This window comes from Lactobacillus nasalidis, assembly GCF_016587775.1.
Taxonomy (GTDB): Bacteria; Bacillota; Bacilli; order Lactobacillales; family Lactobacillaceae; genus Lactobacillus; species Lactobacillus nasalidis.
Map to the genome: position 1 here is coordinate 1 of NZ_BOCG01000399.1, position 15878 is coordinate 15878.

The window sequence follows — 15878 nt, forward strand, 5'->3', positions numbered from 1 at the left end:
CGGCACCACCTGGACGAAGACGACGGCCAGCGACAAGCGGCCGCTGCTGATGGTTTACTGGCCAAGCCGGCCGATTTTCGTGGACTACTTGAACTTCATGAAGAAGAACGGCTTCGTCAGTGCCAAGCGCAACTTCACGACCAGTGACAAGACCAGCGACTTGTTCAACGCGGCCAACCAGGTTCAAAAGAACGTCGAAAAGCAGATCTCCAGCAAGAAGAGTACTACTTGGCTGAAGACTTTGATGACTGAGTTCAAGAACACGGAAAGCATTTGGACCAAGGATAGCGAAAACGAGGACTTTGGCGGTCTTCAATTCCAGGGCGGATTTTTGCGCTATGACAATTCCAGCTTGACCCCGTGGGCTAACTCCAACTACCGGCTGCTGGGCCGTTACCCGAAGAACATCAAGGGCGACACGGACAAGCAGAAGGAATTCCTGCTGGCCAACGACATTGACAACTCCAACCCAGTAGTTCAAGCAGAACAGCTCAACTGGATGCACTACCTGCTTAACTACGGGACCATCACTGCCAAGGACGACGATGCCAACTTTGACTCAATCCGTTTGGACGCAGTGGACAATGTCGATGCCGACCTGCTCAACATTGCCGGGGACTACTTCAAGGACGTCTATGGCGTTGACACCGACGCCAAGTCAAACGCCCACTTGAACATCTTGGAAGACTGGGACTACTCCGACCAAGACTACGTCAACCGGATGGGTAACCCGGAAATTACGATGGACGACCGCTGGAAGAGCTCAATTATTTCCGCGATGAACGATGGTGGAAAATTGTCCGATGTGATCGGGACCGATGGCGAAAGCTCAATGGTCAACCGGTCAAAGCTGGACGGGTCAGAAAAGGTAACGCCTAACTACACCTTCATTCGGGCTCATGACAACATGTCTCAAGAAAACATCCAGCAGGCTATCAAGGACGTAACCAAGAGCAGCCAGTATCCAAACGGTAAGGACTACACGACCTTTACTGAAGCAGAGGAAAAGAAGGGGCTGGATGCTTATCGGAAAGATCAGCAGTCCACGAGCAAGAAATACAACCTGCTCAACATTCCATCATCTTATGCCTTGCTTTTGACCAACAAGGACACCATCCCGCGGGTTTACTATGGCGACTTGTACTTTGACGGCAACCAGTACATGGCTGAAAAAGGCATTTATTATGACGCCATGACCAACCTGCTGCAGGCCCGGGTCAAGTACGTTGCTGGTGGCCAGAGCATGGCAGTCGACAGCAACAACGTTTTGACCAGCGTCCGTTATGGCAAGGGCGTCAAGTCTGCCAGTGACCAAGGGACTGATGAAAGCCGGACTGAAGGGATCGGCATTATTACCAGCAACAACTCCAGCTTGAGCTTGGGCAATAGTGACAAGGTGGTTCTGCACATGGGCGCGGCTCACAAGAATCAAAAGTACCGTGCCTTGCTTTTAACCAACAGCAGCTACGACTCAAAGAACGACGGCACCAGCCAGGCTTCAACGGGCCTGATCAGCTATGCCAGCGATTCTGGAGCGCCAACGGCCACGACTGATGACAACGGTGACTTGACCTTTACCAACAAGAATCTGACGGTTGACGGCAAGACTGAAGAAAACACGGCGGTCAAGGGGACGAAGAACCCTTGCGTTAACGGTTATTTGGCCGTTTGGGTTCCAGTTGGCGCCAAGGATGACCAGGACGCGCGGACTAAGGCAAGCACCAGCACGACCTCATCAAGCTCACACTACCGTGTCAACGACGCTTTCGACTCAAACCTAATTTTTGAAGGCTTCTCAAACTTCATCTACCAGCCAACGACGACTAGCGAGCGGACCAACGTGCAGATTGCCAAGAATGCTTCTTTCTTCAAGCAGCTGGGCGTAACTTCATTTGAAATGGCGCCGCAGTACGTTTCAAGCACGGACCGGACCTTCCTTGATTCGACCATCTACAACGGCTACGCCTTTACCGACCGTTACGACCTGGCTTTGAGCAAGAACAACAAGTACGGTTCAGCCGAAGACCTGCGCAACGCCATCAAGGCTTTGCACAAGCAGGGCCTGCAGGTCATGGCCGACTGGGTTCCAGACCAGGTTTACAGTTTGCCGGGCCAAGAAGCCGTAACGGCAACGAGAGTTGACGACTACGGCAATGACTGGCCAACGACCAGTCTGAGCAAGGTGGTTTATATTGCCAATACGATCGGCGGTGGCCAGTACCAGAAGCAATACGGCGGCCAGTTCCTGGATGAGCTGAAGAAGAAATATCCAGATCTTTTCAGCAAGGTTCAGGCCTCTACCGGCAAGCCGATGGATACAAGCGTCAAGATCACTGAGTGGTCGGCCAAGTACATGAACGGGACCAACATTTTGCACCGGGGATCAGGCTATGTCCTGCGCTCAAGCAGCAGCTACTACAACATTGGCTACAGCAAGGACGGCAATAAGATTGCCCAGTACCTGCCGGTGCAGCTGGCTACGGGCAAGGGGCAAGAAAAGATCGGCCTGATTGCCAGCGGCAAGAACTACAGCTACTACGATGAAAACGGCAAGAAGAAGACGAGTTCATTTGTCCAAGACAGCGTAGGCAACTGGTACTACTTCGACAAGAATGGCAACATGGTCAAGAGCAGCAGCTTTGTAAACGTGGGCAGCGGCAGCAGCGCCGGAACTTACTTCTTCATGAGCAACGGCGTTTCGTTCAGAGGCGGTTTGCTGAACAACGGCTCACACACCTACTACTTCGACAAGAACGGCCGGATGGTCAAGAATAAGACCGTTAAGAGCGGTGAATACACTTATACCTTGAACAAGAGCGGCTACTTGTCTTCAGAGAAGTACACTGCGGCTTCTAAGAACAAGGCAACCACGAACAACACGTTGGGTGCTGCTAAGAAATAATTTTGTGCTGATATTTTTGTAAAAAGAAAAAAGAACAAAGGAAACAGAAAATGAATTACTCAAAGAAAGGCAAGTTTGCCTGGTTGATGACAGGTGCGGCCCTTTTGGCGACTTTGACCAGTCTGCCATTTAGTCAGTCCGTTTCTGCCGCTAACGCTAAAAAGAACGGCTGGCAGAACACTAAAGTGGGCCGGGTTTACTACCGGAACGGCAAGAAAGTGACCAGCAGCTACTTGGTCAGCGGTGGTTATGTTTATTACCTCAAGAAAAACGGGGTAATGATCAAGAACAAGACCAGCAAGATCAAGGGCACGAAGGTCAAGTTCGACAAGAACGGGCACGTGACCAGCTTCAGAGGCAAGACCAAGATCAACAGTTCTTGGTACTACTTCACCAAGACCGGGAAGATGGTCAGAAACAAGACTGTCAAGGGCAGCAAGTACGTCTACCACTACTCAAAGAGCGGCAAGCTGCTGTCAGCCCTGTCAAGCCTCAAGGGCAAGACTTACTACATTGATGCTGCCAGCGCCAAGCCGCGGAAGAACTTCATGTACAAGTCCGGCTCCAAGTGGTACTACTTTAACTCCGCCGGCCTTGGCAGCACTTCATTCAAGATGAGCTTCACGAAGCAGGGCAGCTTGGTAAATACCAACAAGACTTTTGCGCAAAACAACCAAGCTTACAGCTTGACCAGCGCAAGCATCGACAATGTTGATGGCTACCTGACTGCCGACAGCTGGTACCGTCCAAAGAAGATCTTGAAGAACGGCACCACCTGGACGAAGTCAACGGCCAGCGACAAGCGGCCGCTGCTGATGGTTTACTGGCCAAGCCGGCAGATCTTCGTGGACTACTTGAACTTCATGAAGAAGAACGGCTTTGTCAGCGCAAATGCTGACTTTAAGACCAGCGACAAGACCAGCGACTTGTTCAACGCAGCCAACCAGATTCAAAAGAACGTTGAAAAGCAGATTACCAGCAAGAAGAGCACTACTTGGCTGAAGACCTTGATGACTGAGTTCAAGAAGACTGAGTCAATCTGGACCAAGGAAAGTGAAGATGAAAACTATAGCGGGATGCAGCTGCAGGGCGGCTTCTTCCGCTATGACAACTCAGACCTGACTCCGTGGACGAAATCCAGCTACCGCTTGCTGGGCCGCTATCCAGCTTATCTGACTGGCGACGACAAGAACGTATTGACGGAATACCTGCTGGCCAACGATATTGACAACTCCAACCCGGTAGTTCAGGCAGAACAGCTGAACTGGATGTACTACCTGCTTAACTTCGGGCAGATTACCGGGGGCAGCCAAGACAGCGATGCGCACTTTGACTCAATCAGAGTTGACGCCGTTGACTTTACGGATGCTGACTTGATCAACATCATGGGTCAGTACTTCAAGGCAGCTTACGGAATGAACTCTGATGCCAAGTCAAATGCCCACTTGAACATCCTGGAAGGCTGGAATTCTGCTATTCCAGCGGCAATCAACAAAATGGGCAACCCAGGCTTGAACATGGACGACTCCTTGCGGCAGTCAATCAACAATTCTTTGAACTCCAACCCAGACAGCTTGTCAGCTTCAGATAAAACTGACCGTTTGAAGAAGCTGATCAGCGGTTCTCTGGTTAACCGGGCTAGCGACAGCAGTGAAGGCACTGCAATGCCTAACTACTCCTTCATCCGGGCCCACGACTCAAATTCACAGGACCAGCTGCGGCAAGCAATTCACGATGCTACCGGGCAGCCTTACGGGCAGTTTACGCAGGCTGAGGAAGAAAAGGGGATTGATCTCTACTTAAAGGATCAAAACTCAACTGAAAAGACCTACAATCTTTACAACATGCCGGCCGCTTACTCTCTGCTTTTGACCAACAAGGATACTATTCCGCGGGTTTACTACGGGGACATGTATGCTGACGGCGGCCAGTACATGGCCAAGAAGACCCGCTACTACCAAGCAATCAGCAACCTGCTGAAGTCACGTGTCAAGTATGTTGGCGGTGGCCAGAGCATGAGCGTTGATGAAAACGGCGTTTTGACCAGCGTACGTTACGGCAAGGGCGTCAAGTCTGCCAGCGATCAAGGTACCGAGGAAAGCAGAACTGAAGGTATCGGGGTAATCATCAGCAACAACTCTGACCTGTCCTTAGGTTCAAACGACAAGGTAGTGCTGCACATGGGTGCTGCCCACAAGAACCAAGAATACCGTGCAGTTCTTTTGCCAAGCAGCAAGGAACTTGACAATGGGGCAGTTACTAACAGCTACCTGCAAAGCTACAGCAGCGACACTAACGCTCCAAGAGCCAAGACTGACGACAAGGGTGACCTTGTCTTCACCAACCAGGACTTGAAGCAAGACGGCAAGAGCGAGGAAGGCACGGCAATCAAGGGTTACTCAAACCCTGACATGAAGGGTTACGTGGCAGTTTGGGTACCGGTTGGCGCCAAGGACAGCCAAGATGCCCGGACCAAGGCCTCAAGCAGCACCAAGAGCTCTACGTCTGCTTATGAATCAAATGCGGCCTTTGACTCAAACGTCATCTTTGAAGGCTTCTCAAACTTCGTTTACTACCCAACTAAGTCCAGTGAAGCTGCCAACGTGCAGATCGCGCAAAATGCTTCTCTGTTCAAGGACCTGGGGATCACTTCCTTCGAAATGGCTCCGCAATACGTTTCAAGCAAGGACAAGACTTTCCTGGACTCAACGATCGACAACGGTTATGCCTTTGACGACCGCTACGACGTGGCTTTGAGCGGAAACAACAAGTACGGTTCAGCAGAAGATCTGCGCAATGCTTTGAAGGCCCTGCACAAGCAAGGTCTGCAAGTAATGGCCGACTGGGTTCCAAACCAGATCTACAACCTGCCAGGCAAGGAAGCAACGACTGTTACCAGAAGTGATGACTTTGGCCGTGATATGGGCTCAGACAGCTTGAAGAAGTTTGTCTACATCACCAACAGCATCGGTGGCGGTACTTACCAAAAGAAGTACGGTGGTGCCTTCCTGGCAACTCTGCAAAAGAAGTACCCGCAGCTGTTCAAGACCAAGCAGATTTCAACCGGCAAGCCAATGGACCCGAGCGTCAAGATTACCGAATGGTCTGCTAAGTACATGAATGGTACCAACATCTTAAACCGTGGTGCAGGCTATGTTCTGAAGAACCCTGCAGGTACTTACTACAACGTCGGCTACAGCAAGAAGGATGGCAAGCAAAGCTACAAGATCAGCCAATACCTGCCTGAACAGCTGACTGGCAGCAGCCTGACGAAGAAGGGCAGCAGCTATGTTTACTACGACGACAATGGCAAGCAGGCCAAGAATACTCTTGTTAAGGACGATGCCGGCAACTGGTACTACTTCGACAAGAACGGCAATATGGTCAAGTCCAGCAAGCTGACCAGCATTAAGACGACCAGCGCAACTGGAACTTACTTCTTTGCAGCCAACGGCCTGTCATTCAGAAAGGGTTTGCTGAATGATGGCAAGCACACTTACTACCTTGCTGCCAATGGGCAGCTGCTGAAGAACCAGACCGTAAAGGTTGGTCACTACACTTACACTTTGAATTCCAAGGGATACGTAAGCAGCGAGCAATACAAATAAGGCCAAAAACAGCTATCCGGCAGGATAGCTGTTTTAGTATAAAAAATAAGCTAGAATAGAAGCGTTGGTTTTATTAGGAAAAGAAAATGGAGTGAGTTTTTTGAAGAAACGGAAAGATATCAAAAAGTTGTTGTTGGCGTCGGCAATCCTGCTGGCTTTTGGAATCGGGCAGCAGGCTGAGCCCCTGCAGCCGGTGCAAGCTTCCCGGCAGGTTAAGAAGGCGAAAAAGAGCAAGAAAACCAAAAAAGCTAAGAAAGTCAAGAAAAGCAGGGTCTCTTTAAGCAAGAAGAAGCTGAGCCTGCTGCAAGGCAAAACTGCCCGTTTGTATCTAAAAAACAGCAAGAAAAAGACCTATTGGCGAAGCTCGAACAAGAAGATTGCCACAGTCTCTTCAAAGGGAAAGGTCAAGGCGGTTAGGGCCGGGACAGCCAAAATTACGGCTAAAAACGGCAAAAAACGCTACAGCTGTGTAGTTAAAGTTACTGCTTCTAAGAAAACACTGACTTTAGCAGCGAATGACGGATCTGGCCGCAAGAAAAAGCTGACTTTTACCCTGGGCAAGAAGCTTCTTTTGCCAAAGACCAGTTTTGAAAGAGCCGGCTACAGGTTCTTGAATTATGCTGTGGCCGCAAATGGGAAGGGAAAGAAGTATCAGCTGAGCCAGGCTTACGTCTTTAAGAAGAATACGACCTTGTATGCCCAGTACCAGAAGCTGGAAAACTACACTATCCAGATCGCTGCGGGCCAGGGCTTTGGGCAGAACATTACCCTGCATGAACAAGAAGGCGACAAGGTAACTCTGCCAGAGACGGGCTTTAACAAGCCAGGCTACATCCTGGTTTCATTTAATACCGCGGCAGATGGCAGCGGTGAAAAGTACGATTTAGGCGGCAGCTATGCTTTAAAGAATACGACGCTTTATGCCCAGTACCGGAAACTGGAAAACTACACGATTCAGTTCGACGCGGGCCAGGGCTTTGGGCAAAAAGTGACCTTGCAAGAGCAAGAAGGCGACAAAACTACTTTGCCAGAGAGTGGCTTCAGCAAGCCGGGCTACGCTCTTGATTCCTTCAACACGCAGGCAGACGGCAGCGGTGAAAAGTATGATTTGGGCGCTAGCTATGAATTAAAAGACGTCACCCTGTATGCCCAGTACCGCAAGCTGCCGGCAAGCGCAAACCCGGAGCGGAACTTGGGCTTGTGGGGCGTTGACTCCGCGGGGAATTTTTACCAAAGCAAAAAGGAACTGACGACCGTTGATTTTGTAAAGGCGGACCAGAGCAAGTACCTGGCCTTAGACAATTACTTTGACTACCAGATCAAGGCTCTTAAATACACGAATGACGACCAGCCAAGCTATGTCGGCGTGCAGGCCAATTGGTCAAAGCAGGGAATCATCCTGGACCCGGGCTACAAGTACTTGATCATGGTGAGAAAAAGCAGCCAGGCCGAGATTTCAGAAAGTGAAATTGCGGACATCGCCAAGCTGGTCCGACTGGAAAACGCCGATGTGAAGACGCAGAGCACGGCTGGCGCGGCTAAGGCGCCGGTCAAGTTCATTGCCCACCGGGGCTACAGCACCAAGTATCCGGAAAACACGACCCTGGCTTTTGAAAAAGCTGGCGAGGAAGCCGGCATCTGGGGGATTGAGACCGATGTGGCCAATACTTCAGACAACAAGCTGGTCATTCTGCATGACAATACCTTGGCGCGGACGACTGACATCAGCCAGGATGATCCGAATTATGGCAAAAATATCAACGATATTCCTTTTGACCAGGCGGAAAGTTACAAGATCAAGGGCGTGCTGGACGGAATCGATAAAGACCAGGTCTATGATGACCTGCATCTGCCGACTTTGCGCCAGTACCTGGACATCTGCAAAAAGTACGGCAAGGAAGCCTTTCTGGAACTGAAGAACATCAACAATATGGATGCCTTGAAAGAGCTGGTTAAGGAAGTCAACGAGGCGGGGATGCAGAAACAGACGACCTTGATTTCCTTTAACATTGGCGAATTGGAGGAAGTCAGAAACGCGATTCCTGGCGGCGAAGGAATCGCCATGATGGGGATTTACAACCGCCACTTGACGGACAACGACTATATTTTCCTGGCGCACTTAAACGCGGGGGCTGACCGCAACAAGGACACCACGACGATTGACGATATTCTCGCGGCCCGCAAGTATGGCGTGGATTACGGGATCTGGACGGTTTACCATAACGATGATGCCGTTGCGGACATGATTAAAAATGGTGCAAGCAAGGTTACCTTGAATGACGCGGAATTAGTCGCGTCGATGAGTGCCATCGTTGAGAACTAAAAAAACAGCTGTCTCTTCGGAGACGGCTGTTTTTGTTTGGAGTCAGGTTTGATTTTTTGGATTAACGAGTTTTGACAGACTTGGCCTTTGACCAGGCAGAGTAGTAGGTCTTGCCAGAAAGCTTGCGGTAGGAGCGAAGTTGGACATAGTACTTCTTCTTGCTCTTCAAGCTGGAAACTGTGATCTTCGTTGCCTTGGCACTCTTGGTCTTGGACTTAGCCATTGATGAAGCTGTGCTGTAGCGAACTTGGTAGCCAGAAACAGACTTGGCCTTCTTCCAGCTGCCGACAAAGGCCTTCTTGCTGCCCTTCAAGCTGGTAAATTTGCTGCTTGCGACAACTACTTTCTTGGCTTTCTTTACCTTCTTGGTGGTAGTTTTCTTAGTAGTAGCCTTCTTGGTAGTAGCCTTCTTAGTAGTGGCTTTCTTAGTAGTAGTCTTTGTGGCAGAACTAGAATTGTTAGTATCTTTCTTGTTAGTTGAGCTATTAGAGCTACCTTGTTTTTGCTTGTTGTCAGAGCTACCTTGGTTTTGTTTGTTGTCAGTGTTTTGCTTAGTTTGAGCAAGAACTAATTCAGCTTTAGCATGTGCAAGCTTCTTTTTAGCAGTTTCCAATTGTTGCTTTAAAGAATCGACCTTCTTTGAAGCATCACTTTGTGCCTTAGATGCAGAATCATAAGCTTGTTGAGCTGTCTGGAGTTTTTGCTTTAAGTTACCTAATTCGGCTTTAACCGTGTCAGCATTTTGCTTCGCAGAAGCTAATTCAGCCTGGGCGGCATTCAAGTTTGCTTGAGTATCTTGAACTTTGTTGGCAGACATTTGAGCAAAAGTTTTTCTTTGCGGTAACAACGAATTTTCTATATCTAAATCTTTTTGAATCCAAGTATCATCTTCAATTTGATTTCTTAAATTGTCAATTGAGCTTTGTAAGTCACTGATTTTCGCTTGTAAGTCACTGATCTGTTGGTCCAATTCTTGGCTCTGCGATTGGAGTTGATCATAGACGCTTTGTTCAGTACTTGCATCATTTTTGGCTTGATCTAAAGCGGCTTGAGCTTGCTTAATGGCATCTTCTTTAGTAGTAATTTCATCTTGGCTTGGCTGAGCAACTTCATTAGTATCAAAGCTGCTTGGAACGCCAGAAGGGTTGATTGTCAAAAGGCAAACGTAGAACTTGTCATCTTGTGTAGTTACGGCAACCGAGAAGTAACCATTATTGTTGATGATATCCTTATAATTGTTAGGATCAGCCAATTCTTGAGTAACCAAGTCAAAGGCAGCTTTGGCGATTTCACTCATTGAGGTTGTTCCATAATCATAATAAGTTCGTACGTATCCGTTGATGGATACTTGGCTCCATCCAGTAACTTGTCTGTTTGCGGCAATATCGTATCCGATAACGGAAGATTGGTTAATGCCCATTTCAGTTGCAGCGGCGTTAATTGCATTATATTTTCTGAAGACATAGTTGCTGTTTTGATAGTCTTGCGTGTAACGCTTGGCATATTCAAGAGAACCATTAGTAATAGTCAACTTGTTTTGTGAACTGACTTGCGATTGGATCGATTCAATCAGGTTCTTCACGTAGAGACTCAGACGTTTGCTGTCAGAGTTTGACAAAGCTGATGGATCGTTGTAAACAGTGTCGCTTGCATCCCCATCAGTAAACGGGTAGGTGTGACTAGCTACAGCGTCTTGCAGATCTTTCTTAGCAGTATCCCAGTCAGTAGACTTGCCGGTTACATAGTTGATGTAGCTCTCAGGCAAGGTGAACTGTTCATTGACAGATTTTGCTTCACCTAAGTCTTTTTGAGCGTTTTGCAAGTTTTGTGTAGCAGCGTCGATTTGTGGTTGTTTTACGTTAAGAGCTTGTTGAGCAGCATCCAGTTTAGGACTCAGTTCATCCTTCTTCTTTTGTAAGTCGTTGATTTGACCTTGGTAATTATTGATATCTGAATTAGCAGAGTCAATTTGCGTGTTTATATCACTGTTCTTCTTATGAATTTCATCAAGTTTAGCTTGTTCACTGTTAATGTCGTTTTCAGCATCTGTCAGATCTTTTTGCCGGTCATTATTTTCTTTCACAGCGTCTTGGTATTCGTTGTTGGCATAATTAACTTCAGATTGCGCCTTATCAATGGCAGCTTGAGCAAGAGCATTGTTGGTATCTTCGTTGATAGTTGCATCATTAACTGCCTTTTTTGCCTTTTGCAGATCAGCATTCTTTTGGTCTAAGTCGCTGTTGGCCGTGCTCAGTTGGTCTTCAGCACTATTCAGTTGGCTTTGAGTTTGGTCAACTTCTTTTTGTGCTTCATTCACTTGCGTTTGAGCGCTAGCAACATCCTGACTTGAGCTCGTGCTCGTAGTTGCGTTGCTTGCTGCAAATACCGGATGGGTATTAGTAACTGCGAATGCAGAACCGGCTAAGCCAACAGAGGATACGAGCAGAACATTTTTTGAAATTTTCTTCATAATCATACATTCCTTAATTTATTAACACATATTGGACAAGTCGATTTTAGCACTCACTGGAACCGGATACAATACTTGATATAGTGGTTAACTTATGATACACCGCGCAAAAAAAGAGCTGCCCGCTAAGGCAACTCTTCTAATTATATTCGCGTTAATAGTTGGCCACCCGCTTGCGCAGGTCCATCATGTCTTCGAATTTATTGGCGAAAAAGCCGGCCGCGCCGTACTCGATGATCTTCTTGGCCCGCAGGGGACTGTCCACCGTCCAGATCCGCTCTGGCGTGTCCGTGTCAATCAAGCGCTTCGGGTGGATCCCCTTGAAGCCGTGCTCCTTGACAAAAGCCGCCGGGTTCTTGATTCGCTTGTCGGTCAGGAAGTTGTAGTTCCCCTCCGGCCGGATCGCCTGCGCGTGAATCAGCGTCTGCAAATTGAAGGAGGAGTAGATGATTTCCTGCTTGAACTTGAACTGGTCTGCCAAGGCAAAAATCTTCTCTGGCAGGCCCGGATAGTCAAACTTGTTGGTCTTCATCTCCAGGTTGAGCTGGCCTTCATAGCCAGTATCTTCAGCCATCTGGAACAAGTCCTTCAAGCGGGGAATTCGCTCGCCGTTGGCCAGCTGGTACTGGTCCAATTCCTCCAGGGTGAAGTCCTTGATCAGACCCTTGCCATTGGTGGTCCGCTTGATGTTTTCATCATGCATGATCACCGGCACCCCGTCGCGGGTCAGGTGGACATCGAATTCGATCCCCTCAGCTCCGTGCTTCATGCAGTAGGCAAAGCCCTCCAGAGAATTCTCCGGGAACTTGGCCGGATAGCCGCGGTGACCAAAAATCTTCGTTCTCATAGTATTTAATTGCGCTCCGTTTGCAAAATCATGAATGGATTAAAAAAGAAAAAGCTGAATTCGGCTTTTTCCTTTGTTCGCACATATTATAGAGCGTCCGCGTCAACTTGCAAGGCCTTCGCTCGTAAAAATTTGGTAAAAATTACAGCTTCAGCTGATTGTAGCTGGTCATCTTGATCTGCCCGGCATCGTCCATGACCAGCGTAGAGATGGACGAGTTCCGCGGGTGAACCGTCGTGTCGATTCCAGGAACCGCGAATCTCTGGGCCAGGGTCTTGATGGCAAAGCCGTGGCTGACCAGCAGAATGTTTTCTGCCCCGTCCAGCTGCTTGATCAGGTCAAAGCCCTTTTGCCAGCGGGCCCAGAATTCCTGACTGTCTTCAGCGTCGTGGTACGGGTCAGCCTCCTTGGTCCAGTCGGCGATCTGGTCGCAGCTGGCGTTCTTGGCCAGGTCAGCCGCATTGGAAAAGCCGTGGGCCGCGCCGACCATCCGCCAAGCCACGTCATTGTCCATTCCTTCAAAGTAGCCATAAAAATGCTCTCTGAAGTAAGGGTAGGCCAGGTGCTGCAGCAGGTCCTTGTTGCAGTTCTTCTCCATGATGATCTCGCAGGTCTCGCTAGCCCGGAGGGTGTTGCTGGACAGGGCAATGTCCAAAGGCAGGTCCTTCAAGGCCTCAGCTGCCTGCTCAGCGCCTTCTCGGCCTTCGTCAGTCAAAGGCGTGTCGCACCAGCCCTGCATCTTGTTGTATTTGTTGATAAAAGTCTTTCCGTGACGGATCAGATAAATGCGTTTCATGCTTATGATTTGCTCTTGTAGATCTTCTTAACCAGGGCGATGTCCTTTGGCTGGATCGTGTAGATCGACCCGGTCGGGTACATGACGCTGACGCCGGAACGGTGGTCCAGGCCGATAGCGTGGCCCAGTTCGTGTTCAACCGTGTTGACGATTCTGGCTTGCGTGTAGTTGTAATAGTTGCTTTCCAGATAGTAAGTATTCAGCGCCACCTGGGCTGAGTAGAGCCGGTTGCTGTGGCTGAGGTACTTGTAGGTGGTCAGGCCGGCGGCTCCGTTGTTCTTGGAGTCGGTCACGACCACGATCTGGGCGTTCTTTTTCTGCTTGGTCTGCTTGAAAGTGAAGGCGCCGGTCTGGTTCCAGGCGGCCATCGCGTTGACTGTAGCGTTGTACAGGTCTGTCTGCTTGACGGCGATGTAGACCTTGGCGGTGGCCTTAGGCCAGCGGTAGCCAGTCGTGTTCTTGGCCGCGGTCGTCTTGCTTTCGGTCACGATGGCGCTGCTCAGGTCCAGAGTCTTGCTCTTTAGGCCTTTTTGCTCCAGATAAGTGTTGGCCGTGCCCGCTGCTTCCAGCAGGAAAGTTTGGATTTGCTCATGGTAGTTGACCAGGACGCCGGCCATAACCGCTAAGATGAGCAGGTTCTTGATGAAATTCAAAAAACGTCGCATGAATTTCCTCCTTTGCGCTCATATTATAAGATTTGCGCTGGCTTTTGCCTAGTGAAAAGCTTGGAAAACTGCTTAAGCTTTTGTTAAAAGAGCTGTTGCTTTAGTTTTCTGCTGAAAAATGATAGAATATTAGGCAAGTTTTTTCGAAGAAAAGCTGTTGGAGTTATTTTTTAGAAAAGGTGTTTATTACATGGCAGAAAACTTAGACCGCAAAGCAGAACAAGCCCACTTGGACCAGGTCCTGCAAAAGATTGATCAAAAGGGGGACCAGCTCAAGCAGGCGATCGACAAAGACAAGGCCGAAGCCCGCAGCATCAGCGCCCACTTCTATGATGATATTCGCCTGGACTTTGACGACTACTCGACCTCAATGGACACGGCCCTGTCGATTCAGCAGCAGCAGCAGATGCTCAAAGAACGCGACAATGCCTGGCAGGTCAATGCCCGCGAGCTGTCCACCCTGAAGCGGCTGCACGTTCACCCGTATTTTGCCCGGGTGGACTTTGAAGAGGCCGGTGAAGAGCCCGAAAGCATCTACATCGGCCTGGCCTCCTTCATGGACGATGAAAACGAGCTGCTGATCTACGACTGGCGGGCCCCGATCTCCTCGATCTACTACGACGGCAAGATCGGCAAGGTGACCTACTACTCCCCGGAAGGGCCGGTGGAGGTCAACATGAGCAAAAAGCGCCAGTTCATGATCGAAGACGGCACGATCATCAACATGTTTGACACCGACGAAACCATCGGCGACCAGATGCTGATGGAAGTTTTGTCGGAAAAGTCTTCGATTCAGATGAAGTCGATCGTCAAGACCATTCAGAAGGAACAAAACAAGATCATCCGCGACACCAGCAGCGACCTGCTGTTTGTTCAAGGGGCGGCCGGGTCTGGCAAGACCAGTGCCATCCTGCAGCGGATCGCCTTCCTCTTGTACCGCTACCGGGGCAACCTCAAGAGCGGCAACGTGATCATGTTCAGCCCGAACCAGCTTTTTAACGACTATATCGAAAACGTCCTGCCGGAAATGGGCGAGCAGAACATGGTGCAGATGACCTACTGGCAGTTTGTGGCCCGCCGCCTGCCGAAGATGAAGGTGCAGAACCTCTTTGACCAGTTTGAAGACCGGCAGACCGACACGGCCATCGGCCGCTTCAAGGACTCTTTGGCCTTTTACAAGCTGGCGACGCGCTACGGCCAGCACCTGAACCAGTCGGGGATGATTTTCCGCAACATCTACTTCCGCACTAAGAAGAAGCCTTTCTTCAGCAAGGAAGAAATCAAGGAGCTCTATTACTCCTTCAATGAAAACTACAAGCTGGGCAACCGGATTGACGCCACCCGCGAGGAACTGATCCGCCGCTTGAACAAGCGGATCTCCAGCGAAGCCCGCAAGGTCTGGGTCAGCCGGGAAATCGAAGGGCTCAGCCATGAACAGATGCTGGACCTGTACGACCGGCCGGACCAGGAATTCTCCTCAGAAAAAGCCGAACGGGCCTTTTTGGGCAAAAAGATCGTCATCAAGCACCTCTCCAAGCTGGCCCGCCGGATCAACCACAACGGCTTTTTGAACCTGCGGGGCCAGTACCTGGCCTTTTTGCGGGTAGTGCCGAAGATGACCGACCTGGCTAAGTACGGGATCAGCGAAGAAGAATGGGACAAGCAGGTTGAAGAGGTCAAGGCCAAGTTCAAGAACCAGGAGATCGACCTCCGGGATGCTTCTGCCTACCTGTACCTTTACGACCAGATCATTGCCCGCCAGACCAACCTGGAAATGCGCTACTGCTTTATCGACGAAATCCAGGACTACTCTGCCTTCCAGCTGGCCTACCTGCGCTACAACTTCCCGCGGGCCAAGTTCACCATGCTAGGCGACCTCAACCAGGCGATTTTTACCAAGGACGAAAGCAGCAGCCTCTTAAAGCAGATCTCCGGCCTTTTTGACCCGGAGAAGACCCGGGTGGTGCAATTGACCAAGTCCTACCGGTCAACCAAGCAGCTGACCGACTACACCAAGCAGATCCTCCGCCACGGGGAGAAGATCGAAAGCTTCAACCGCCAGGGCCCTTTGCCGCAGGTCTGGGGCCGGGAAGACGAAGCCGGGGCCTTGGAGGCTTTAAAGAGCGCCTTGGCTGAAAACGACGGGCAAAAGCTGACCACGGCCATCATCACCAAGGACCTGGATGCTGCCAAAAAGCTGGCCGGCCAGCTAGCGGGCGGCTCAAGTCAGGTGCACCTGATCTCCAGCGCCAACCAGCGCCTGGTCG

General features: G+C 49.9%; 8 protein-coding genes. 4 read left to right on the forward strand and 4 right to left on the reverse strand.

From position 1 onward, the window contains the following. From lacNas_RS07170 to lacNas_RS07180, 3 genes are all read left to right on the forward strand, one after another. Positions 1 to 2902, forward strand: a 2902-nt coding sequence (locus tag lacNas_RS07170; protein ID WP_244661437.1) for a glycoside hydrolase family 70 protein, incomplete at its 5' end; no start/stop codon positions are given. A gap of 50 nt (positions 2903 to 2952) precedes the next feature. Beyond that, complete coding sequence (locus lacNas_RS07175; protein WP_201331104.1) at positions 2953 to 6510, forward strand: glycoside hydrolase family 70 protein; 3558 nt, start codon at positions 2953 to 2955, stop codon at positions 6508 to 6510. Positions 6511 to 6610: 100 nt separating this feature from the next. Then, complete coding sequence (locus lacNas_RS07180) at positions 6611 to 8833, forward strand: glycerophosphodiester phosphodiesterase family protein (RefSeq protein ID WP_201331105.1); 2223 nt, start codon at positions 6611 to 6613, stop codon at positions 8831 to 8833. A gap of 61 nt (positions 8834 to 8894) precedes the next feature. Here the strand turns inward: lacNas_RS07180 and lacNas_RS07185 are convergent, their stop codons facing one another. The 4 genes from lacNas_RS07185 to lacNas_RS07200 form a co-directional block, all read right to left on the reverse strand. Next, complete coding sequence (locus tag lacNas_RS07185) at positions 8895 to 11303, reverse strand: SEC10/PgrA surface exclusion domain-containing protein (protein WP_201331106.1); 2409 nt, start codon at positions 11301 to 11303, stop codon at positions 8895 to 8897. A gap of 154 nt (positions 11304 to 11457) precedes the next feature. Then, a complete protein-coding gene (locus lacNas_RS07190; protein WP_201331107.1) occupies positions 11458 to 12150 on the reverse strand; it encodes a glycerophosphodiester phosphodiesterase in 693 nt (230 codons plus the stop codon). 142 nt (positions 12151 to 12292) lie between these two features. Next, positions 12293 to 12946: a histidine phosphatase family protein gene (locus tag lacNas_RS07195; RefSeq protein ID WP_201331108.1), complete on the reverse strand. Its 654-nt coding sequence runs from the start codon at positions 12944 to 12946 to the stop codon at positions 12293 to 12295. Between the two features lie 2 nt (positions 12947 to 12948). Beyond that, positions 12949 to 13611 (reverse strand): matrixin family metalloprotease, encoded by a 663-nt coding sequence (locus tag lacNas_RS07200; protein ID WP_201331109.1) that lies wholly within the window; start codon positions 13609 to 13611, stop codon positions 12949 to 12951. Between the two features lie 190 nt (positions 13612 to 13801). Between lacNas_RS07200 and helD the strand changes: the two genes are divergently transcribed. Next, the coding region (gene helD / locus lacNas_RS07205) for an RNA polymerase recycling motor HelD (RefSeq protein WP_201346734.1) at positions 13802 to 15878 on the forward strand (2077 nt) is incomplete at its 3' end.

Bases quoted from the DNA above. Each gene is read 5' to 3' on its own strand.
- lacNas_RS07200 (WP_201331109.1), bottom strand. From the start codon at position 13,611: ATGCGACGTTTTTTGAATTTCATCAAGAACCTGCTCATCTTAGCGGTT.
- lacNas_RS07175 (WP_201331104.1), top strand. From the start codon at position 2,953: ATGAATTACTCAAAGAAAGGCAAGTTTGCCTGGTTGATGACAGGTGCG.
- lacNas_RS07185 (WP_201331106.1), bottom strand. From the start codon at position 11,303: ATGAAGAAAATTTCAAAAAATGTTCTGCTCGTATCCTCTGTTGGCTTA.
- lacNas_RS07195 (WP_201331108.1), bottom strand. From the start codon at position 12,946: ATGAAACGCATTTATCTGATCCGTCACGGAAAGACTTTTATCAACAAA.
- lacNas_RS07190 (WP_201331107.1), bottom strand. From the start codon at position 12,150: ATGAGAACGAAGATTTTTGGTCACCGCGGCTATCCGGCCAAGTTCCCG.